Raw genomic sequence first — 22,436 nt, 5'->3', positions numbered from 1 at the left:
CATGAACCCGACCCACCTGCACGACCCGATCCGCACCGGCGTCGCCGGCGCCGGCGTCATGGGCCGCAACCACGCCCGCGTCCTGTCGGAAATGCGCGAGATCGACCTCGCCCTGGTGTTCGATCCTGACACCGTGGTGGCCAAGGGGGTCGCCGCCGCCTATGGCGCGTCGCCGGTGACGACCGCCGCAAACTTCGTCGCGGGCGGGCTGGAAGCCGCCGTGATCGCCACCCCGAACCGCCACCACGCCGACCTGGGCGTCGCGCTTCTGGAGGCCGGGGTCCATGTGCTGGTCGAGAAGCCCATCGCCGCGACCGTGGCCGACGCCCAGCGAATGATCGACGCCGCCAAGGCCAACGACCGCGTCTTGATGGTCGGTCAGGTCGAGCGTTTCAATCCGGCGGTGGAGGCGGTCAAGCGCGCCATCGAGGGCGAGGACGTCATCTCCATCCAGATCACCCGCGTCGGCCCCTTCCCGCCGCGCATGGGCGAGGTGGGCGTGGTCATCGACCTGGCTGTGCACGACATCGACATCATCCGCCACCTGACGGGCTCCGAAATCGCCGAGGTTCAGCCGCAGCTGGCCCGGACCAAGGCGGATCGCGAGGATACGGCCTTGCTTCAGTTCCGGCTGGAAAACGGAGTGATCGCCCACATCACCACCAACTGGGTGACGCCCTACAAGACCCGCACGCTTCAGGTCGCCACGGGTTCGAAATTCGTGGTCGCCGACCTGATGACGCGTCAGGTCACCGAATATTTCGGCCAGCAGCCAGACGGCTCCTACTCCACGCGCGGCGTCATGAGCTGGCCGAACGAGCCGCTGAAGAAGGAGCTCGAAGCCTTCGCCCACGCCATCCGCACCGGCGAGACGCCGGCGGTCACGGGTGAAGACGGTATGCGCAACCTCGAGGTCGCCCTGAGGTGTCTGGGGGAATGAACCTCACCTCCGAGGTTCTCGAAAACGACTTCGTCCGGCTGGAGCCGATCGAGGAACGGCACCGCGAGGCGTTGCGTGCGGTCTGCGACGAGGATCCGGAGCTGTGGCCGACGCTCTACTACGCCTCTCTGGGCGGCGAGCAGTTCGATGGCGGCTGGGCCAACCTGCGGGCGCAGCAGGCGGCGGGGACGCGGGTTCCGTTCGCGGTGATCCGGGACGGCGAGTTGGTCGGCTGTTCGACCTATATCTTCATCCAGCCGGAGAACCGGTCGGTCGAGATCGGCACCACCTACTACCGGCCGTCGGCGCGCGGCGGCGTGGTCAATCCGGCGGCCAAGCGGCTGTTGTTGGACCACGCCTTTTCCAGCGGCGCCCACCGCGTGGTGTTTCAAGTCGACCAGCTGAACCAGCGCAGCCAGGCGGCGATGACGAAACTGGGCGCGATGCGCGAGGGCGTGATGCGCGACGACAAGATCACCTGGACCGGGCGGGTGAGAAGCTCGGTGATCTTCTCCATCCTGGCCGAGGAATGGCCGGTGGTGCGCGCAGGGCTGGACGACCGGCTGGCGGCGTTCAGCTGACGGTCTTTCGAGGCCGAAAGACCAGTCGCGCTCGCAAACCATCCGGGGCGTAGTCGAGGTCGGCCTCGCCCTTAAGGTCGCCTTTGAGGCTGGTCGCGATGAGCCGGGACCCAAAGCCGGTCCGGCTGGGCGCGGAGACGGGCGGGCCGTCGGCCTCGAGCCACTCGAGGGTGTGGCTCCCGTCGGCATCGGCGTCCGACCAGGACACGGTCACGCAGCCGTCGGGGGTGCTGAGCGCGCCATGCTTGGCGGCGTTGGTGGCCAGTTCGTGGGCGATCATCCCCATAGCCAGGGCCTGGGACGCGTCGAACAGCACGTCGGGGCCGGTCAGGCGGAACTGGTCGGGCGCGTAGGGCCGCAACTCCTTGGTGAGCAGATCCACGAGCGTCGCCTGCTCCCAACCCGAGGCGGTCAGGAGGTTGTGGGTTTCGGACAGCGCCATCAGGCGGGCCTCGAACAGGGCGGAGAACTCCTCCACGGAGGACGCCCGGCGCGCGGTGAGCGTCGCGATCGACTGGAGGGTGGCGAGGGTGTTCTTCACCCGGTGGTTCAGCTCGTTGATGAGCAACTTCTGGCGGCGCTCGCTGGTCTCCAGGGCTTCGAACGCACGGTGCCGGTCGGTGATGTCGGAGACCACGCCCGCCAGTTTGAGCGGACGGCCGGAGCGGGAACGGACCAGGCTGCCGCGCGACTGGACCCAGCGGTCGGTTCCGGCGATCGGGTATTCGACGTCGTACTCCGCTTCGCCCGCGATGGCGGCCTCCAGAGCGGCGCGGCGGCGGGCCAGATGGTCGTCGTTCTCGACCCAGACGGGGTTCATGACGTCGCCGTCCGGTCGATCCTTGGGCATGGCGATCAACTCCCGGGCACGGGGCGACAGGGTGAAGCTGCGATCCTTGAGGTTGACCTCCCAATAGCCGACGCCGGCCGCCGCCAGTGTCGACACCAGCCGTGAACGCTCGTCCGCCATGGAGGCGGCCAGGGCCATGAACAGGATGACCGCGGTGACGGCGGCGATGCTGACGGCCAGGGCCAGGGGCGGGGCGCCGCCCTCGGCCATGGCATGGGTGACCGGCGCCAGGTCGAGCGCGGCCATGCCGGTGTAGTGCATGCCGACGACCGCAATACCGAGACTGGCGGCGGCGGCGGCGCGCCAGGGGATGGAGGTCTCTTGCCGCGAGGCCCACAGGGCGGCGACCGAGGCGGCGATGGCGATTAGCACCGAGGCGACGACCAGATCGACGCGCCAGCCCACCGCTGCCGTCGTGCGCATCGCCGCCATGCCGACATAGTGCATCGCCGCGATGGCCAAACCCATGGCGGCGCCCGCAACCGGGATGCGGCCCCGGCCGAGACGCTCTCGAGAGGCGGCGAAGAAGGCCCCGGCCGTCCCTGCCACCGCGAGCAGGAACGACAGTAGGGTCAGGCCGGGATCATAGCTCACGGGTGCGCCCGGATCGAAGCCGAGCATGGCGATGAAATGCATCGACCAGATCCCGCCGCCCATGGCGAGCGCCGCCGCCCCGAGCCAGGGTGCGCGATCCCGCCCCTCGCGTCCCTTCAGCCGCTGGAACAGGTCGAGCGCCGTCCAGCCCGCGAGGACCGCGACCGCATAAGCCAGAAGCAGAAAGACCGTGCCGTGGTGATGCAAGGCGAGTCTCGTCAGGAGGAGGACAAACTATTCACAGAGAACGATCGGCCGTCCAGCGTCACCCGCCGACCATCTGCATGCCCAGCCATTCGGCGATCAGGGCGGGCTTGTCGGAGCCCTCGATCTCGACGGTCAGTTCGTGCTTGAGAAGCCAGCGGCCCCCGCCCTTGTCGTCGGCCGACAGCAGCTTGAAGCGCCCGCGGATGTTCGAGCCGGCTGGGACGGGGGCGAGGAAGCGAACCTTGTCGAAGCCGTAGTTGACGCCCATCGCCACCCCGTCCAGCGGAGCCACGGCGTCGTAGCTCATGGCCGAGGCGAGGCTGAGGGTCAGGAAGCCATGGGCGATCGTGCCGCCGAAGGGGGTCTGTTTCGCCGCCACCGGATCGATGTGGATGAACTGGCGGTCCTCGGTGATCTCGGCGAAGGCGTCGATCCGGGCCTGATCGACCAGGATCCACCTCGAGACGCCGATCTCGGTTCCGATCAGCGATTGCAGGTCTGCGGGCTTGGTCATGCGGCGGCTCCTTGGGCGGCCGGGGCGAACCGGCCTTCGATGATCTCGGCGAACAGGCCGGGGTCGATATTGCCCCCAGACAGGATGACGGCGGTGGTCTTTCCCCGGGTGTCGAGCTTGCCAGCCAGAAGCGCCGCGAGTCCGGCGGCGCCGCCCGGCTCGACCACCAGCTTAAGGGTGCGGAAGGCGTAGGCGACAGCCTCGGCGGCCTGCATGTCCGTGATCGACAGCGCGCCGGACAGGACCCGCTGGTTGATCGGGAAGGTCAGGACGCCCGGGATGGGGGTCTGGAGCGCGTCGCAGATCGAAGGCGGACCGGACGGATGGGTCATCCGTTCGCCGGCGGCCAGCGACCGGGCCGTGTCGTCATAGGCCTCGGGCTCCACGGCCCACATCCTCGTCTGAGGGCTGCGCGCCTCGAAGACGAGGTCGACCCCGGCCATCAGGCCGCCGCCGGAGCAGGGGCAGAGGAGCTGGTCGATCGGCGCGTTGGCCTGGTCCAGAAGCTCCAGCGCGGACGTCCCCTGGCCCTCAATGACATACGGATCGTCGAACGGGGGGACGAGGACGGAGCCGCGCTCTTTCGCCACCGCCGCGCCGATCTCCTCGCGGCTCTCGGTCCAGCGGTTGTAGAGGCGGACCTCGCCGCCGAACGACTTCACCCCGGCGATCTTGATGGCGGGACTGTCGGCCGGCATGACGATGACGGCGCGCGTGCCCATCAGTTTCGCCGCCGCCGCTACGCCCTGCGCATGGTTGCCGGACGAGAAGGCGACGACGCCCGCCTTCAGCTCGTCGGCGGTAAAGCGGCTGATCCGGTTGTAGGCGCCCCGGAATTTGAATGCGCCCGCGACCTGCATCGTCTCGGCCTTGAGCAGGACCCGGCCGCCGACCCGTTCGTTCAGGGCCGGGCTTTCAATCAGGGGGGTGCGGACCGCCGCCGGGGCGATCTGGCGGGCGGCGTCGAGGACGCCTTCGTAGGAAGCGATGCGGGAAGCCATGGCAGGCACTTAACCCGATCCCGTTCGTCCGCGTAAGATGGCGAAAACAATGGAAGCGCTCATGACGACCTGCATCCTCGCCATCGACCAGGGCACGACCTCGACGCGGGCCATCGCCTTCGAGCTGAGGGAGGATCGGGGGCTGCATCCTCTGGCGGTCAGCCAGATCGAGCTGGAACAGCATTTTCCCCATTCGGGCTGGGTCGAACACGACGCCGCCGAGATCTGGACAGCGACGGTCCAGACCTGTCGCGAGGTGATCCGGACGGCCGGCGGCGTCGGCCGGTTCTCCGCCATCGGCATCACCAACCAGAGGGAGACCTCGGTGATCTGGGACGCCGCCACCGGCGAGCCGCTGCACAAGGCCATCGTCTGGCAGGACCGGCGCACGGCCGACGTGTCCTCCCGGCTGGCGGCCGAGGGGCATGAGGCGATGGTGCAGGCGGCGACGGGCCTGATCCTCGATCCCTATTTCTCGGCGACGAAATTCGCCTGGCTGCTCGACAAGGTTCCGGGGGCGCGGGAGCGGGCGGAGCGCGGCGAGGTGAAGCTGGGGACCATCGACAGCTGGCTGGTCTGGAAGCTGACGAACGGGGCCAGCCATGTGACCGACGCGACGAACGGCAGTCGGACGTCGCTGATGGACCTGAAGGCGCGCGAATGGCGCGACGATCTGTGTGAGTTGTTCAGGGTTCCGAAGGCCGCCCTGCCCCGGATCGTCGGCTGTGCTGAGGTCTCGGGCGAGAGCGATCCGAGCCTGTTCGGGCGGGGGCTTCCCATCGCGGGGTCGGCGGGGGACCAGCAGGCGGCCCTCGTCGGGCACGGGGCGCTGAAGTCCGGGGACGCCAAGATCACCTACGGCACCGGGGCGTTTCTGGTGGCCAACGTGGGGGCCGAGCCGGTGGCGTCGTCGAGCCGGTTGCTGGGCACGCTCGGCTATCAGGTCGGCGAAACGGTCGCCTATGCGCTGGAGGGGTCGATCTTCTCGGCCGGGTCGGCGATCCAGTGGTTGAGGGACGGGGTCGGGATGATCTCCGACAGCCGGCAGTCGGAAGCCGTGGCGCAGGGGCTGAAGGACAACGGCGGCGTCTATCTGGTTCCCGGCTTCACGGGTCTGGGGGCGCCTTGGTGGGAGCCGGATGCGCGGGGCGCGGTGATCGGCCTGACGCGCGATACCAAGCCCGCCCACTTCGTCCGGGCGGCGCTGGAGGCCCTGGCCTATCAGACGCGGGACCTGCTGGATGCGCTCGCCAAGGACGGCGCGCCCCGGTTCAGCGTGCTCAAGGTGGATGGGGGCGTGACGGCCAACGCCTTCGCCATGCAGTTCGTCGCCGACATCTGCGAGGTCACGGTCGAGCGGCCGGCCTTCCAGGAGATGACGGCCTTGGGCGCGGCGCGTCTGGCTGCCCTGGGCGTCGGGCTGATCGACGATCTGGAGCCGAGGAACGAGGAAGCGCCGGCGGTGTGGAAGCCGAGGATGTCGGGCGAGCAGCGGGAAGCTCTGCTGGGGGGCTGGCGCCGTGCGGTGAAGGCCGCCATTGTCGCCGCGCAATGACCGACAGCTCGAACGATCCGCAGGCCGCCTTCTCCGGAACCCGGGAGGTCGATCCCCGCTACCGGCTCGACGAGGGCGCGCTCGACGCCTGGTTGGCGGCGAACGTCGAAGGCTATGCCGGGCCGCTGACGATCCGCCAATTCAAGGGCGGTCAGTCGAACCCGACCTATGAGCTGACGACGCCGAAGGCCGCCTATGTGTTGCGTCGCAAGCCGCCGGGCGTGTTGCTGCCCTCGGCCCATGCGGTGGACCGGGAGTTCACGGTGATCTCGGCCCTATCGAAACAGGGCTATCCGGTTGCAAAGCCCTATGCTCTGTGCACGGACGATGCCGTCATCGGCTCGATGTTCTACGTTATGGACAAGGTCGATGGCCGGGTCCTGTGGGACCTGAGGCTGCCGGGGATGGAGCCGGCCGAACGCCGCGCCATCTTCGAGGCCCAGACGGATGCCCTGGCCGATCTGCACCGGTTCGATCCGGCGGCCATCGGCCTGGCGCAGTACGGCAAGCCGGGCAACTATTTCGCGCGTCAGGTCGGACGCTGGACCAAGCAGTACAAGGCCTCCGAGATCGACCCCATTCCGGAGATGGACCGGCTGATCGCCTTCCTGCCCCAGAGCCTGCCGGCCGAGGGACCGACCAGCATCGTCCACGGCGACTTCCGCCTCGACAACATGATCATGGCGCCGGACCGGCCCAAGGTTCGGGCCGTGCTGGACTGGGAACTGTCGACCCTGGGCGACCCCATGGCGGACTTCTCCTATCTGCTGATCGGTTGGGTCCTGCCCCCGACGGTGCGGAACGGTCTGGCCGGGCTGGACCTGAAGGCCCTGGGCATTCCCACCATTGAGGAGACCGTCGAACGCTATGCGGCCCGCACGGGTCGGAAGGAGCCGGAGAACCTCGACTGGCTGATGGCCTACAACCTGTTCCGGCTGGCCGCGATCTGTCAGGGCATCGCTGGACGGGTGCGCGACGGCACGGCGGCCTCGGCCCATGCGGTGGAGACGGCGAAACAGGTCGTTCCGCTGGCCAGGGCGGCCATGATGTTCGGGACCAAGGCGGGGGCTTAGTCCCCGCTCGCGCACAACCGCACTCAAGCCACGAGCCGGCGCGCGTCAGCGCCCTTAGTTTGTAAGGATCTGCACCCGCGACCAGACCTCGCCGCGGTTGACGATCTCGACGCGGATGGGCCCGCTCCGGGGGCGGGCGACGGTGCAGACCGGGTAGTGGTCGCGCGAGCCGTCGGCGCAGATGACGGCGCCGTTCTGGTCGCGCAGGGCGAGGTCGATATTGGTGTCCCCGTCGCCAATGGCGGCCACGCGCAGAACCTCGCTGCGGCGCGCCTCGATGGTGAAGCTGTAGGTCTCGCGCGCGCGCAGGCGGCGCACAACGACGATGGGACCGGCGCCGAAGGGCGAGGCGCGAACACCCTTGTCCGGGGACCGCTCCATGGAGATCTGGTCCAAGAGGTCGCGGTCGCCGCCGGCGAAGCTCTCGGCCTCGTCCAGCAGGGCGGCCGTGGTCAGGAAGGGTTCGTCGCCGTTCTCGCGCCGGGTGCGGATGTCGCCCAGCATGCGGGCGGCGACCAGCATGGCGCGGGCGTCGCGCCGCTCGCGCGCCCAGGCGGCGACCTCGGCGGCGGTGACCATCTGGGTGATGGCGCGGGCTTCCATGTCGGGATTGGGAGGCGGAGGCGCCGGCCGGGTCTGCGATCCAGCCGGCGCAGCCGTCAGGCCTATGGCCAGGACGGCGACGGCGAGCGCGGCGGCCTTGGGGGTCCGTCCCCCGACGACCCGAACCGCGCGCTCAACCATCCTCGCTCCCCCAAAGAGCGTCACCCGAACAGGGCGACGGATCGCCATTAGCGACGATCAAATCCGCGCGGACAGTGACCGAAACTGACTGGGGCGCCAAGGGTCGGCGCGTCTCAGTCTTGAGACGGTCTAGCGCGTGGCGGCGCTGAGGATGCGGCGGTCGGCGCGTGACTGGACCATCACCACCACCTTGTCGGCGGGATCGGCGGCCTGGGGCAGGTCCAGCAGGATCGGCCGGCCCGTCCATTCGCCGAGCCGGGTCAGGCTCCGGACCACGTTGACGTGGCGCACGGCGCGGCCGCGATTGTCGCCCCCGGCCACGGTCACGGTCTGGGTTCCCGGGCGATAGGAAACGGCCCAGACGTCGGCGCCGCCCGAAGGGGCGCGACCGGAGCCGACGCCGACGGCGTCGCCGCTCTCGCGAAACTGGACCTGGGGCGGGAAGATGCGGCGGGCGGCCTCCTCGTCGACGGCGACCTGAATGGCCGACCCTTCCGCGCCCGAAAGCTGGCGACGGCCGTCGATGATGACCTGGGGCGTGTAGACATTCCTGAGGCGCATGGCCGTCTGATAGGCGCGCTGACGCTGGGCGAACTCGGGCTTGGCGAAGGTGTCGGGCCAGCCGAGGTAATCCCAATAGTCGACGGCGTAGGTCAGGGCGATGATGCCGGGCTCCTCGGCCAGGCCCTCGACGACCTCGTTGGCGGCGGGACAGCCGGAACAGCCCTGGGCGGTGAAGAGCTCGACCACCACCGGCTCATCCGTCGTGGCCGACAGGCGGACAGGGCGCGGGCCGGCCGGCTGGGCGGTCGAACCGACCGCGCCGAACAGGCCGAGGGCGGCCACGCCCGCGATGATGATGCCCCGAAGATTCATGAGCAGGACTCGTAGCGGGGTCGGCGCGACGCCGCCTCTCATATTCGCGTGAAGGCCGATTGGGGCCGTTACGGAGGGGTTCTTCGTGCGGCAAGACCCCCCGTCTCTCCGGCTTCGCCTCCGAGCCGCCTCCCCACGTGTGGCGGCGACGTGTCCGATGCCTCAGTCCATCAGCTGCTGCGAGAGGTACACATAATGCCGCGCCCACCGCCGCGCGTTGGCGACCGGGTCGGCGTCGTTGGAGTGACCGCCCGAAGTCTCCTCGTAATAGAGGTGGTCGTGGCCCTGATCGGCCAGGCGCGCGGCGAACTTGCGGGCATGGCCGGGGTGGACGCGGTCGTCGCGGGTGTTGGTGGTGATGTAGAGGCGCGGATACTCCGCCTCCGGACGCAGCAGCTGATAGGCCGAGTAGCGGCTGATGAAGGCGGCGTCGTCGGGGATGCGCGGGTCGCCGTACTCGCCAATCCACGACGCCCCGGCCGGCAGGTCCTGATAGCGCAGCATGTCGATGAGGGGGCTTTCGATCACGGCTGCGTTGTAGAGTTCCGGATGCTGGGTGATGGAGACCGAGGTCAGGACCCCGCCGTTGGAGCGGCCATAGATGCCGAGGCGACGCGGCGAGGTGACGCCGCGCTGTTCCAGATCGCGGGCGACCGAGGCGAAGTCGTCGAAGGCGCGTTGGCGGTTCTCACGCAGGGCCGCCTGGTGCCAGGCCGGGCCGAACTCGCCGCCCCCCCGGATGTTGGCGACGACGTATGCGCCGCCGTTCTCGAGCCACAGCTTGCCCATCTCGGGTTTGTAGGCGGGCGGATAGGAGACCTGGAAGCCGCCGTAGCCGAACATGATGGTCGGGGTCGATCCGTCCATGGGCGCGTTCTTCGGGCGGACGAGGAAGTAGGGGATCTTCGTTCCGTCGGTGGACGTGGCCTCGAACTGTTCGACGACATGGGTCGAGGCGTCGAACAGGGCGGGGCCGGCCTTGATCGCCTCGCTGGCGGCGGTCTCGATGTTGGCCAGCGACAAGGTCGGGGGGGTCAGGAAGCCTTGGACCGAATAGAAGAGACGGCCCGAGCCCCGGCTGCGGTCGCCCAGGCTCACGGCGACATTCTCGGGCACGGCGATGTCGGTGCGGGGCCAGCCGAACTCGCCCCGATTGTTGAAGACCGCGAGACTGCCGCGAACGTTGTCGAGGACATTGACGACGATACGGTCGTCGAAGACGGCGACCCCGTCGATCGACTGGCGATCGGTCGGCCGCAAGACCGTGGTCGCGGCGTTGGAGATCACCGTGTCATGGCCGGGCTCCAGCAGGGGCAGTTCGACGGCCATCAGGGTCCCGGGGGCGATCTCCTGGGTGTTCCAGCGCCAGGCCTGTTCGGCCGTGAACACCAGCCGCCCCTGCATGACGCCATGGACCGACACCTTCTCGGGCACGTTCAGCCGCGTCACTACCCCGCCGTTCAGACGCCAGGTCTCGGAGCGATAGGTGTCGAGCGGACGGTTGACGATGGTGGCCAGGACCGCGCCCGAGCCGTCACGGAAGACCGAGGGGCTGACGCCATAGCCGCCGTCGGAGATGTCGCCGCGATAGAGTTCGGTCGCATCGGCCAGGGCCTGGCCGCGCTTCAGGCGCTTGACGATGAAGGGATAGCCGCTCTCGGTCATCGTGCCGGGGCCGAAATCGGTGGCGACCAAGAGGGTGTCGACGTCGAACCACTCCAGCCGGTGCTTGCCCTCGGGCAGGACGAAGCCGCCGTCGACGAACGACTTGGTGGTGGTGTCGAACTCACGAACAACGACGGCGTCCTTGCCGCCCTCAGACAGGGAGATCAGGCAGCGCGCCTCATCGGGCGGCAGGCAGTCGGCGCCCTTCCAGACCCAATCCTTGCCCTCGGCGCGCGACAGGGCGTCGATGTCGATGAGGGTCTCCCACTCCGGCGCATCGGTGCGGTAGCTGTCCAGCGTCGTGCGGCGCCAGACGCCCTTCGGATTGGCCGCGTCCTGCCAGAAGTTTCCGATGCCCGATCCGAGGAAGCTGGGGCCGGGGATGCGGGCGGTGGACGACAGGATGTCGAAGGCCTCGGACCGGAAGGTCTCGTAGCGGCGGTCGCCGGTCAGGGCCGCCAACGACCGCTCGTTCTCGGCGCGGACGAAGGCCATGGCCTCCGCACCCTCCACCTCCTCCAGCGCCAGATGATCGTCGGCGGCGCGCACGCCGGCCGGGGTCAGGTCGGCGGGGAAGTGGGGCGGCGCTGACTGGGCGAAGGCGGGGGCGGAGATGGCGACGGCGGCGACGCCGAGCATGAGGGAACGCAGCATGGAAACGACCTTACTTCGCGAGAACACTGTGTCCCGCTTTCGCGGGGACACGGGATAGCCGGAACCTACTCCTCCGCCGGGACATCCATGAGGCGGCGGGTCAGATAAGTGTATTCCAGCGCGATGCGGCGGGCCGTTTCGCGCAGGTTGGCGCCGGCCGCGTGGCCGCCGTCGGTGTTCTCGTAGAACAGGACCGGATAGCCCAGTTCCTCCAGCCGTGCCGCCGCCTTGCGGGCGTGGCCCGGGTGGACGCGGTCGTCCTTGGTCGAGGTGTGGATGAAGACCTCAGGATAGGGCTGGCCCGCGCGCAGGTTCTGATAGGGCGAGTATTCGCCGATCCAGGCGCGCTGTTCCGGGATGTCCGGGTCGCCGTACTCCGCCCGCCACGATGCGCCAGCGAGCAGGCGGTGGAAGCGGAACATGTCGAAAAGGGGCACCTGGATGACCGCCGCGTTGATCAGGTCCGGACGCTGGGTCAGCATCGCCCCCATGAACAGGCCGCCCTGCGACCCGCCCATGACGCCGAGGTGGGGCTGGGAGGTGATGTTGCGGGCGATCAGGTCCGAGGCCACGGCCTGGAAGTCCTCATGCGCGCGCTGCCGGTTCTGCTGCAGGGCCGCCTCGTGCCAATTGGGGCCGAACTCACCGCCGCCCCGCACATTGGCGACGACATAGACGCCGCCGCGCTCCAGCCAGAGCTTGCCGACCGTGGGCGAATAGCCGGGCAGTTGCGACACCTGGAAGCCGCCGTAGCCGTACAGAAGCGTGGCGTTGGAGCCGTCGAGCGGCATGTCCGTCTTATGCACCACGAAATAGGGGATCATGGTGCCGTCGGCCGAGCGGGCCTCGTGCTGTTCGACAGTCATGCCCGAGGCGTCGAACTTGGGCGGGATCGTCTTGACCTGGGCCAACTGGCCGGTCGCGGCGTCGACCAGCGACAGGGTCGAGGGCGACAGATAGCCGGCGACGCTGACGAAGATGCGGTCGTCCTGCTCCGAGGCCGAGCCGAGACCGACGGTCGAGTTCTCGGGCAGGTCCAGACGAGCGCGGGCCCACTCGCCGGACGGGTTCGGCGTATAGACATAGGCCGCGCCGCGCACGTTCTCGTACAGGGCCACGACCAGCTTGTTGCGGGTGGCGGTGATGCTCTCGACCGACTCGCGGGCACCCGGGCGAATGATCAACTGCGCTTGGGTTGCCGGGTCGATCAGCCAATCGGTCAGCGGCCAAGCCACCACATCGCCGGTCTGGAAGGCCTGGCCCGACGGGGCCGTCCAATCCTGCTTGATCGTCACAACCAGCTGACCCTGGACAAGGGCGTCAATGTCCGACTTGGCCGGCAAGGGCAACTGCACGGTCGTACCGGTCGGCGTCAGCAGATGGGTTTCGCTCTCGTAGAAGCTGACGCCCCGATTGATGAGCACCGCCTGAATCAAGCCGTCGGCGTCGCGCAGGGTACTGCCGCTGACCGAGACGTCCGACGGCTGGCCGGTGAAGAGGGTCTCGGCCTGATCGATCGACTGGCCGCGCTTCAGCCGTTTGACGATCATCGGATAGCCCGAGGAGGTCAGGGTGCCCGGACCGAAGTCGCGCGAGATCAGAAGGGTATCGGCATCGACCCAGGTCGCGCCGCCCTTGGATTCCGGCAGTTCGAAACCGCCCTGCACGAAGGCGCGGGCGACGGTGTCGTACTCGCGGACCACGACGGCGTCCTTGCCGCCGTCCGACAGGGAGATCAGGCACAGGCGCTCGTCCGGCGGCAGGCAGGACGCGCCCTTGTAGACCCAGTTCTTGCCCTCGGCCGTCGACAGGGCGTCGATGTCGAGGATGGTCTGCCACTCGGGATTGTCGGTGCGGTAGCTGTCCAGCGTCGTGCGACGCCAGATGCCGCGCACATGGCTGGCGTCCTGCCAGAAGTTGTCGATGTGGCCGTCATGGGTGAAGCCGGGCGAGGGGATGCGGTCGCGCGCCTGGACGATGGCCAGGGCCTGTTCGTGCAGGCCCTCGTAGCGAGGATCGCCCTGAAGCACGCCTAGGGAGCGGGTGTTGTGCTCGTTGACCCAGGCCATGGCGCGCTCGCCGTCGACCTCTTCCAGCCACAGGTAGGGGTCGGTCGCGTCGGTGGTGGCGAAGCCGCCTTCGACGAGGGGCGGGTTGGGCGGGGTGTGCGCGGTTTGGGCCAGGGCGGGGGCTCCGAGAATCGTGGAGGCGAGGAGGGCGGCCGTGAGGCTCAGCGGACGACGCATGCGGGGACGCTCCGAAACAGGGACGGCGCACCTTAGTCGCGAGGGGGATGGCGGCAAGGCGGGGAACCTTACCGTTTTGTCACATGGGGCGGGGCGGGGGCGGCTCAACCGTCGTCGGGGATGGCCAGGACGGTCCCGCAGGCCTTGCAGTGGACGGCATCGGGGTCGTGCTTCTGCAGGGCGCAGGTCGGGCAGGCGAAGTTGACCTTCCGCGGCTTCAGCAGGCTCTGGCCTAGCCGCACGAACAGGGTGATGCCCACCAGCATGACGGCGATGGACAGCAATCGACCCCAGACGCCCGGCAGGGTGATGTCGCCGAACCCTGTCGTGGTCAGGGTCGCGACTGTAAAATAAAGCGCGTCGACATACCCGGTGATGCCGTCATGCCGGCCCCGGAAGACGGTGTAGACAAAGCCTGTCACCACGAAGACGAAGGTGACCAGATTGCCGACGGCGCGGGTGACTTCCTCGACCCGCGTATCGTCGAACTTGCGACCCACGGTCCGCCAGAACAGGTCGGAGTTCAGCAGGGTCCACAGGCGCAGGATCCTGAGGAAGCCGAGGTTGATGGCCCAGGCAGGCAGGAGCAGCGAGGCCAGGACGATCAGGTCGATCCAGTTGATCGGTCGTCGGAACCAGTCCTTCCAGTCCGAGAAGGCCGTGATCCGCGCGATCAGGTCGGCCGCCAGGAGGGCCGCGATACAGTAGTCCAAGACGAAGAAGGTCCGACCGTAGTCCTTCAGGATCGGCGCGGCGACGAAGAAGGCGATGATGGCCAGGTCGATGGCGATGACCGCCAGCCGAAAGCGGACGGCCGTGGTCGTGTTGCCGTGATAGAGAAAGCGAAAGCGCGCCCGAAGCGAATGACGATGGCGGACGGGCGACGACGGCATGCCCACGAACTAGCGCGTCGCGCGGCCCCCGTCACGCAGCGCGCGCCGGGGGCCGTCCACAATCAGGCCTTGCCGATGGCGGCGGCGATCTGGTCGGTCGAGTGGCCGGTCAGGTCCTTGGAGATTTCACCGACCAAACGCGACGACAACTCCTTGTGCCAGTGTTTGCGAAGCTCGCCGAGCGTCTTGGGCGCGGCGATGACCAGCAGCTTGTCGACCTTGCCGTTCAGCACCCATTTGTTGAGCACCTCGGCGACTCCCATCGCAAAGCCGTCCTCGGCCTGGGTGTCGTTGTCGGGGTTCGCTTCGCTTGAGATGCGACCAGCCGAACCGGACGCCCGCTCCTCGATTTCGGGGACCGGCTGTGCGGTGAGAGAGACGTCTGCGGCGCTGCCGGTATTCTTGAACAGGGCCAGCTTCTCGCCGTCCACCACGGCCACCATCGCGCCATTGGGAAGATTCATCGGGGTAGGCCTCGTCGTCAGTTTAAGGGGACAGGCTAACGAGCGCGGGCAGCAGGCGTTGCGTGGCTGCGACCCTGAGGCCCTCATTTTGGCGCGGCGGCCGACGTGACTATATGACGGTCATGACCCCCCGCCCCTTCGTCAAGATGAACGGCGCCGGCAACGACTTCGTCGTCGTCAACGCGCTCGACCGGCCCTTCGCGCCGACGCACGACGCCGTGCGCGCGCTCGGCGATCGGAAGACCGGCCAGGGGTTCGACCAGCTGATCGCCATCGAGCCTTCGGATACGGCCGACGCCTTCATGCGGGTGTGGAACGCCGACGGGGGGACCGTCGAGACCTGCGGCAACGCCCTTCGTTGCGTCGGCTGGATGCTGATGCAGGCCAGCGGTGCGGATAGAGTGACGATCGACACCCTGGGCGGGCGGACGGTCGCACAGAATGCAGGCCCCAACCGGATCACGGTCGACATGGGACCGCCGAAACTGGACTGGCGCGAAATCCCCCTGGCCGAGGAAATGGACACGCGCGGCATCGAGCTGCAGGTCGGACCGATCGACGATCCCGTGGTGCATACGCCGGGCGCCGTTTCCATGGGCAACCCGCATGTGGTCTTCTTCACCGACCGGCTGGACGACAGCTTCGTGGTCGGTACTGGCTCGCTGATCGAGCATCACCCGCTGTTCCCCGAAGGCGTCAACGTCGGCTTCGCCCATGTGCTGGGCCCGGACCGCATCCGCCTGCGGGTGTTCGAGCGGGGGGCGGGCCTCACGAAGGCCTGCGGCACCGGCGCCTGCGCGGCCCTGGTCGCCTGCGCTCGTCGGGGGCTGACGGGACGCAAGGCGACGGTCGTGGTCGACGGCGGGGAACTGGTGATCGACTGGGACGAGGCCTCGGGCCACGTCTTCATGACCGGCCCGGTCGAGGTCGAGCGGACGGGCGTGCTGGACCTCTGACTGCAGCAGAGGGAAGCATGGTTGTCCCGACGGAGGCCCGCCGCTAGACCAACGAGGCCAGAAGCGCCCGAAAGCGACCCATGCCCGACCTGACCGACAAACAGACCTTCTCCGACCAGGACGCGCTGGATTTCCACCAGCACCCGACGCCGGGCAAGATCTCGATGGCGCCGACCAAGCCCATGGCGACCCAGCGCGACCTGTCGCTGGCCTATTCGCCGGGCGTGGCCATTCCGGTGATCGCGATCGGCAAGGATCCCGACAAGGCCTATGACTACACGTCAAAGGGCAATCTGGTCGCCGTCATCTCGAACGGCACGGCGATCCTGGGTCTCGGCAACCTCGGTCACATGGCATCCAAGCCGGTGATGGAGGGCAAGTCGGTCCTGTTCAAACGGTTCGCCGACGTCGACAGCTTCGACATCGAGGTGAAGACGACCGACCCGGACGAGTTCATCACCGTCGTCAAGAACATCGGCGACACCTGGGGCGGCATCAATCTGGAGGACATCAAGTCCCCCGAATGCTTCGTGATCGAAAGCGAGCTCCAGGACCTGCTGGACATTCCGGTCTTCCACGACGACCAGCACGGCACGGCCATCATCTCGACGGCCGGCCTGATCAACGCCTGCTACCTGACGGGGCGCAAGCTGGAGGACGTCAAGGTCGTCCTGGCCGGCGCGGGCGCGGCGGGCCTGTCGTCGATTGCCCTGATGAAGGCCATGGGCGTCCGGGCCGAGAACACCGTGATCGTCGACCGCGACGGCGTCGTCTACAAGGGCCGGCCCACGGGCATGGACCAGTGGAAGGCCGCTCACGCCACCGACACCCCGCACCGGACTCTGGCCGAGGCCATGGTCGGCGCCGACGTCGTCCTGGGCCTCGCCGCCAAGGGCGCGATCACCAAGGAGATGGTGGCCTCCATGGCCCCCAATCCGATCATCTTCGCCATGGCCAACCCCGACCCGGAGATCACGCCGGAAGACGTGCTGTCGGTGCGCACCGACGCCATCATCGCCACCGGCCGCTCGGACTATGTGAACCAGGTCAACAACGTCCTGGCCTTCCCCTATCTGTTCCGGGGCGCGCTCGACGTGCGCGCCCGCCGCATCAATCACGAGATGAAGATCGCCTGCGCCGAGGCCCTGGCCCAACTGGCGCGCGAGGACGTGCCGGACGAGGTCGCCGCCGCCTATTCGGGGCGCAAGCTGAAGTTCGGCCGCGACTACATCATCCCGACCCCGTTCGACCCGCGCCTGATCTGGTACATCCCGCCCTTCGTGGCGAAGGCCGCGATGGACACCGGCGTGGCCCGCGTCAGCATCGACGACATGGACGAGTACCGCGCCTCCTTGCGCGAACGCGTCGATCCTTCCGCCGCCCTGATGCAGAAGATCTCCTCGGCCGTGCGCGCCGCCCCGAACAAGCGGGTGGTCTTCGCCGAGGGCGAGGAGCCGACCGTCATCCGCGCCGCTTGGGGCTTCAAACAGGCCGAGCTGGGCACGCCGATCCTGATCGGCCGCGAGGACCTGGTGAAGAAGAACGCCGCCGAGGCGGGTCTCGACTTCGACGCCATGGGCATCGAGATCGTCAACGCCCGGGTGTCGGACCGGAACGTCGAATACACCGACTGGCTCTATGAGAAGCTGCAGCGCCGGGGCTATCTGCGCCGCGACGTGCAGCGGATGATCAACCAGGACCGCAACTATTTCGCCGCCTCCATGCTGGCGCGCGGTCAGGCCGACGCCATGGTCACGGGCACGACCCGCAACTTCAACATGGTGCTGAAGGAGGTCCGGCGCGTGCTGGACGTCGAGGGCGACAGCCTGATCGGCCTGTCCATTGTCCTGGCCAAGGGCCGCACGATCTTCGTCGCCGACACCTCGATCCACGAACTGCCGGACGCCCAGGAACTGGCCGATATCGCCATCCAGGCGGCGGCGACGGTCCGGAAGCTGGGCCGCACCCCGCGCGTCGCCTTCCTGTCCTATTCGAGCTTCGGCAACCCGCCGGGCGAGCGCGGCGACAAGGTGCGCGAGGCCATCCGCATCCTCGACCACAAGGGCGTCGATTTCGAATACGAGGGCGAGATGCCGCCCGAGCTAGCGCTGGATCCGGCGCTCAGGGCCAACTACCCGTTCATGCGCCTGAGCCGCGAGGCCAATGTCCTGGTCATGCCGGCGCTCCACTCCGCCGCCATCTCGACCCAACTGGTCCAGGCCCTGGGCGAGGCGACGGTGATCGGCCCGCTTCTTGTCGGTCTGGAGAAGTCGGTGCAGATCGTGTCCCTGGGCGCCTCGGTCTCCGAGATCATCACCGCCGCCACCTTCGCCGCCTATGAGGAGGGCGTCACGGTCGAGTTCGAGCCCGTCGACGAGGACGTCGCCCCTCATCCCTCGGCCGCCGCCGAACGGTCGATGGCGGAGACCGCGACGAAGCCCTGACCGCAAGGACCGCCATGGCCGTGACCCGCTATCTCGCCGTCTTCACCTCGGACAAGACCGGCCCCCGGTGGGCGGCCTGGCGCGCGATGACCCCGGAACAGCAGGACGAGACCGCCGCGCGCGGCGTCGCCGCCGTCAAGGCCTGGGAAGAGGCGCACAAGGACGACATCCTCTACGTCGGCGGGCCTCTGGGCCCGACGAAGCGGATCGGCGCGGACGGGGCGGTCGAGGACATCGTCAACCTGCTGACCGTCTTCATGGTGGTGAAGGCCGAGAGCCACGAGGCGGCGGTGCGGCTGTTCGACGGGCATCCGCACATGTCGATCTTCGTCTGCGACGGGGTGGAGGTGATGCCGGTGCTGGGGGATTAGGGCGACAATCGTCTATTCGTCTCTCGGAATAAACCTGTTCGATGGGGTGAGCATCATTACGTGCTGCTCTCCGCTCATATAGCCGCCGGCGATATGGTATTCTTTTGCCGAAGGTTCATAGAATAAAACTATACCGTTATTTATTCCTCCAGCCTGAAGATAATTCATAACTTGAGTAGCTCCACTGTCTATCCAAGCTGAATCGTTTCTCCAGCGCTTTAATTCTATAATTAGTTTTTCAGACTCAAGCGTCACAACGATGTCGGCCCTGTTTCTTGAAGAACCCAACGCAACTTCTGTATCAACTTGGGAATTAGGCAGAGCGGTCGTGATGTAAGCAGAGAGAGCCCCTTGGAGCGACGCTTCGCTTACCATGGCCGAAGGCATGTTTACGGGGCTGGCAAAGAATTCCTCTATTATTTTCTGCGCCTTGTCAGACAGATCACCCGCTGCAGGAATCTCGAAATCGCCTATAGCTTGAGATATCGCGATCGATTCTGTATAGGAGATGTGCTCGGCAATCTGACGAACCAGAAGCTTCGCAAATGCTGACACAGAGACAATAGCAAGGAACGCTTCGTCTTGATCAAAGAATAAATTATAGTCGTGTGTTGAGGGATTTCGCCAGTTGGTCCTATAGTCTTTTAGCTGAGAAAGGACGCGATCTTTAAATATCGAATTTTGCTCTAGGTATTTCTCAATCTGAGCCGGAGTTTTTCCTGCAGGATCTTGCTCGGTGAAGACGCGATATGCCTCTTTGACGCTGCCCTCAAATGCTTGGTTTGTGCGGTAGATGGCGTCGTTGAATGCGGAATCATCCCCCTCCTTCTGTCCGCGCTCTAGATGTCGGTATGCCGCCTCAACATGGTGCAGCACTGACTTCAATCCGGTCGTGTGCTCACCGTCGGGAATTTGAGCGATGTCGCTTCTGATCGTTTGGAGCAAATCCATAGCCAAGCTTACGATCGCTAGATCATGCGTCAACCATAAGCTGCTTAATGCAACCGACCTACTTGCTCTTCAGCTTGATGGCGGGAAGGGTGGGTGATCGGCCCCCTAATGCACCCGCGCCTTCCCGATCTCCAGCCCGTCCACCCCCGCCGACACCGCGATCACGCTCCCATCGGCGATCTCACCGGCGAGCAGCTTCTTCGCCATCGGGTCGACGAGGTCCTTCTGGATGACGCGCTTCAGGGGGCGGGCGCCGTAGACGGGGTCGTAGCCCTTGTCGGCGAGCCAGGCCAAGGCGCTGTCGTCGATGGAGAGGGTCAGCCTCCGGTCGGCCATCAGCTTTTCCAGCCGCTGAAGCTGGATGCGGACGATGCCGGCCATCTGGTCGCGGCCCAGGCGGCGGAACAGGATGATCTCGTCGATGCGGTTCAGGAACTCGGGCCGGAAGTGAGCGCGGACGGCCTCCATGACGAAGGGGCGCACAGCCTCGACATCCTCGCCCTCGCCCTGGTTCGCAAGCGCCTCCGAGCCCAGGTTGGAGGTCATGATGATCAGCGTGTTCTTGAAGTCGACGACCCGGCCCTGACCGTCGGTCAGGCGGCCGTCGTCCAGCACCTGGAGCAGGACGTTGAAGACGTCGGGGTGGGCCTTTTCGACCTCGTCGAACAGGATGACCTGATAGGGGCGACGACGCACCGCCTCGGTCAGGGCGCCGCCCTCGTCATAGCCGACGTAGCCCGGAGGGGCGCCGATGAGACGGGACACGCTGTGCTTCTCCATGTATTCGGACATGTCGATGCGGGTGATGGCCTGGTCGTCGTCGAACAGGAAGGCGGCCAGCGCCTTGGTCAGCTCGGTCTTGCCGACGCCGGTGGGGCCGAGGAACAGGAAGCTGCCCAGCGGGCGGTTGGGGTCGTTGAGGCCCGCGCGCGCCCGGCGGACGGCGTCGGCGACCGCTTCCAGCGCCGCGTCCTGACCGACGACGCGGCCGCGCAGGGCGTCCTCCATCGACAGCAGTTTCTCACGCTCGCCCTCCAGCATCTTGTCGACCGGGACGCCGGTCCAGCGGGAGACGACGGCGGCGATCTGCTGGGCGTCGACGACCTCGGGCGTCAGGGCCGAGGCCGTCTGTTCGGCGGCCTCGGCCTCCGACAGTTGCTTCTCGATCTGGGGGATCTGGCCATAGGCGATCTCGGACGCGCGGCCGAGGTCGCCGTTCCTCTGGGCGCTGGCCAGTTCGGCGCGCAGACGATCCAGCGTCTCGCGCAGCTGGGCGCCCTGACCGACCTTGTCCTTCTCGGCCTTCCAGCGGGCGGTCAGGTCGGCGGACTCGATCTCCAGATCGCTGATGGTGTCCTCCAGCGTTTCCAGACGCTGGACCGAGGCCGAGTCGGTTTCCTTCTTCAGGGCCTCGCGCTCGATCTTGAGCTGGACCAGGCGGCGGTCGATCTCATCCAGCTGTTCGGGCTTGGAATCGACGGCCATGCGGACGCGCGACCCGGCCTCGTCGATCAGGTCGATCGCCTTGTCGGGCAGGAAGCGGTCGGTGATGTAGCGGTTCGACAGGGTGGCGGCGGCGACGATGGCGCTGTCGGAGATGCGGACCCCGTGGTGGACCTCGTACTTCTCCTTCAGGCCGCGCAGGATGGAGACGGTGTCCTCCACCGTCGGCTCCTCGACGAAGACCGGCTGGAAGCGCCGGGCGAGGGCCGGGTCCTTCTCGACGTGCTTCCTGTATTCGTCCAGGGTGGTGGCGCCGACGCAGTGCAGCTCGCCGCGCGCCAGGGCGGGTTTCAGCAGGTTGGACGCGTCCATGGCGCCGTCGCCCTTTCCGGCGCCGACCAGGGTGTGCATCTCGTCGATGAAGAGGATGATCTGGCCCTCGGCGGCCGTGACCTCGCCGAGCACGGCCTTCAGCCGCTCCTCGAACTCGCCCCGGTATTTCGCGCCGGCGATCAGGGAGCCCATGTCGAGGGCCATCACCGTCTTGTCCTTCAGGCTCTCGGGCCCGTCGCCGTTGACGATGCGCAGGGCCAGACCCTCGACGATGGCGGTCTTGCCGACGCCGGGCTCGCCGATCAGGACGGGGTTGTTCTTGGTGCGCCGGGCCAGGACCTGGATGGTGCGGCGGATTTCCTCGTCGCGGCCGATGACGGGGTCGATCTTCTGGTCGCGCGCCGCCTGGGTCAGATCGCGGGCGTAGCGTTTCAGGGCGTCGTAGCCGTCCTCGGCGGCGGCGCTGTCGGCGGTCTTGCCCTTGCGGATGTCCGAGACGGCGGCGTCGAGCTTGTCGGCCGTGACGCCGGCGGACTTCAGGGCGTCGCCGGCCGGGCCGCCTTCGCGTGCGATGGCGGCGAGGATGCGCTCGGTTGTGACGAAGGCGTCGCCGGCGGTCTTGGCGGCCTGTTCGGCTCCGGCGAAGACGCGGGCGGTGGCGCCGTCGAGATAGAGCTGGCTCGACGCGCTTTCGACCTGGGGCCGCTTCTTCAACAGGGCCTCGGCGGCGTCGGCGGCCTTGCCGGGGTCGCCCCCGGCGGCGGTGATCAGGTTGCGCGCCAGACCGTCGCGCTCCTCCAGCAGCACCTTCAGCAGATGCTCGGGGGCGAACTGCTGGTGCTTTCTGGCGAGGGCCAGCGACTGGGCGGACTGGACCGCCTGTTTGGCGCGGTCGGAATAAAGGTCGAGGTTCAAGGCGTATCCCTTTGAAAGCGGATTCCGAACGCTGCGTCCTCTGAAGCAAGCAACGCGCCGTTCGGTTGCGATTGATCTGGGTGTGGCCCCAGCGGCACACAAGGGGCGCCGCTGGCCTCCGGTCCGGCGGCGCGCTAGCGTCGGCGAACTTGTTCCGGAGATCCTC

General features: G+C 67.5%; 18 protein-coding genes. 7 read left to right on the top strand and 11 right to left on the bottom strand.

From position 1 onward, the window contains the following. The first annotated feature begins 1 nt into the window (after position 1). Both O5O43_RS13635 and O5O43_RS13630 read left to right on the top strand, forming a co-directional pair. Positions 2-940, top strand: a complete 939-nt coding sequence (locus O5O43_RS13635) for a Gfo/Idh/MocA family oxidoreductase (protein WP_271084440.1) — start codon at positions 2-4, stop codon at positions 938-940. Further along, positions 937-1,521, top strand: a complete 585-nt coding sequence (locus O5O43_RS13630; protein WP_271084439.1) for a GNAT family protein — start codon at positions 937-939, stop codon at positions 1,519-1,521. Before O5O43_RS13635 ends, O5O43_RS13630 begins: the two co-directional genes overlap by 4 nt. Here O5O43_RS13630 and O5O43_RS13625 read toward each other — a convergent pair. From O5O43_RS13625 to O5O43_RS13615, 3 genes are read right to left on the bottom strand one after another with little or no spacing between them, the layout of a single operon-like run. Further along, positions 1,514-3,172 carry an MHYT domain-containing protein gene (locus tag O5O43_RS13625; protein ID WP_271084438.1) on the bottom strand — a complete coding sequence of 553 codons (1,659 nt, stop codon included), beginning with the start codon at positions 3,170-3,172 and terminating at the stop codon, positions 1,514-1,516. The two genes, O5O43_RS13630 and O5O43_RS13625, sit on opposite strands and share 8 nt — an antisense overlap. 58 nt (positions 3,173-3,230) lie before the next feature. Next, a complete protein-coding gene (locus tag O5O43_RS13620) occupies positions 3,231-3,686 on the bottom strand; it encodes a MaoC family dehydratase (RefSeq protein ID WP_271084437.1) in 456 nt (151 codons plus the stop codon). Then, the gene (locus tag O5O43_RS13615) at positions 3,683-4,687 is read right to left on the bottom strand and encodes a threonine/serine dehydratase (protein ID WP_271084436.1); all 1,005 of its coding nucleotides are present in this window, start codon (positions 4,685-4,687) and stop codon (positions 3,683-3,685) included. The genes O5O43_RS13620 and O5O43_RS13615 overlap by 4 nt, the downstream gene beginning before the upstream one ends. A gap of 61 nt (positions 4,688-4,748) precedes the next feature. On the opposite strand from O5O43_RS13615, the gene glpK reads away from it, so the two are divergent. Then, complete coding sequence (glpK, locus tag O5O43_RS13610) at positions 4,749-6,242, top strand: glycerol kinase GlpK (RefSeq protein ID WP_271084435.1); 1,494 nt, start codon at positions 4,749-4,751, stop codon at positions 6,240-6,242. Further along, the gene (locus tag O5O43_RS13605; protein WP_271084434.1) at positions 6,239-7,315 is read left to right on the top strand and encodes a phosphotransferase family protein; all 1,077 of its coding nucleotides are present in this window, start codon (positions 6,239-6,241) and stop codon (positions 7,313-7,315) included. Before glpK ends, O5O43_RS13605 begins: the two co-directional genes overlap by 4 nt. A gap of 54 nt (positions 7,316-7,369) precedes the next feature. Here O5O43_RS13605 and O5O43_RS13600 read toward each other — a convergent pair whose 3' ends face one another. From O5O43_RS13600 to O5O43_RS13575, 6 genes are all read right to left on the bottom strand, one after another. Next, positions 7,370-8,059: a hypothetical protein gene (locus O5O43_RS13600; protein ID WP_271084433.1), complete on the bottom strand. Its 690-nt coding sequence runs from the start codon at positions 8,057-8,059 to the stop codon at positions 7,370-7,372. Positions 8,060-8,188: 129 nt separating this feature from the next. Continuing rightward, on the bottom strand, positions 8,189-8,935 hold the full coding sequence (locus O5O43_RS13595; RefSeq protein ID WP_271084432.1) for a DUF1223 domain-containing protein: 747 nt from the start codon (positions 8,933-8,935) through the stop codon (positions 8,189-8,191). A 162-nt stretch (positions 8,936-9,097) separates the two neighbouring features. Further along, the gene (locus tag O5O43_RS13590) at positions 9,098-11,254 is read right to left on the bottom strand and encodes a prolyl oligopeptidase family serine peptidase (RefSeq protein ID WP_271084431.1); all 2,157 of its coding nucleotides are present in this window, start codon (positions 11,252-11,254) and stop codon (positions 9,098-9,100) included. Positions 11,255-11,319: 65 nt separating this feature from the next. Continuing rightward, positions 11,320-13,500 carry a prolyl oligopeptidase family serine peptidase gene (locus tag O5O43_RS13585; protein WP_271084430.1) on the bottom strand — a complete coding sequence of 727 codons (2,181 nt, stop codon included), beginning with the start codon at positions 13,498-13,500 and terminating at the stop codon, positions 11,320-11,322. A 104-nt stretch (positions 13,501-13,604) separates the two neighbouring features. Continuing rightward, a complete protein-coding gene (locus tag O5O43_RS13580; protein WP_271084429.1) occupies positions 13,605-14,393 on the bottom strand; it encodes a potassium channel family protein in 789 nt (262 codons plus the stop codon). 62 nt (positions 14,394-14,455) lie between these two features. Further along, the gene (locus O5O43_RS13575; RefSeq protein ID WP_271084428.1) at positions 14,456-14,857 is read right to left on the bottom strand and encodes a host attachment protein; all 402 of its coding nucleotides are present in this window, start codon (positions 14,855-14,857) and stop codon (positions 14,456-14,458) included. Positions 14,858-14,979: 122 nt separating this feature from the next. Here O5O43_RS13575 and dapF point away from each other — a divergent pair, with 122 nt between their 5' ends. From dapF to O5O43_RS13560, 3 genes are all read left to right on the top strand, one after another. Further along, the gene (dapF, locus tag O5O43_RS13570) at positions 14,980-15,813 is read left to right on the top strand and encodes a diaminopimelate epimerase (protein ID WP_271084427.1); all 834 of its coding nucleotides are present in this window, start codon (positions 14,980-14,982) and stop codon (positions 15,811-15,813) included. 80 nt (positions 15,814-15,893) lie between these two features. Further along, positions 15,894-18,257 (top strand): NADP-dependent malic enzyme, encoded by a 2,364-nt coding sequence (locus O5O43_RS13565; protein WP_271084426.1) that lies wholly within the window; start codon positions 15,894-15,896, stop codon positions 18,255-18,257. A gap of 14 nt (positions 18,258-18,271) precedes the next feature. After that, positions 18,272-18,628: a hypothetical protein gene (locus O5O43_RS13560; RefSeq protein ID WP_271084425.1), complete on the top strand. Its 357-nt coding sequence runs from the start codon at positions 18,272-18,274 to the stop codon at positions 18,626-18,628. A gap of 12 nt (positions 18,629-18,640) precedes the next feature. Here the strand turns inward: O5O43_RS13560 and O5O43_RS13555 are convergent, their stop codons facing one another. Next, the gene (locus tag O5O43_RS13555; protein ID WP_271084424.1) at positions 18,641-19,585 is read right to left on the bottom strand and encodes a hypothetical protein; all 945 of its coding nucleotides are present in this window, start codon (positions 19,583-19,585) and stop codon (positions 18,641-18,643) included. Positions 19,586-19,684: 99 nt separating this feature from the next. Continuing rightward, positions 19,685-22,270 (bottom strand): ATP-dependent chaperone ClpB, encoded by a 2,586-nt coding sequence (gene clpB / locus O5O43_RS13550; protein ID WP_271084422.1) that lies wholly within the window; start codon positions 22,268-22,270, stop codon positions 19,685-19,687. Positions 22,271-22,436: the final 166 nt, after the last annotated feature.

The organism is Brevundimonas sp. NIBR11 (assembly GCF_027912535.1).
Taxonomy (GTDB): Bacteria; Pseudomonadota; Alphaproteobacteria; order Caulobacterales; family Caulobacteraceae; genus Brevundimonas.
This window is presented reverse-complemented; position numbering and strand designations above follow the sequence as displayed.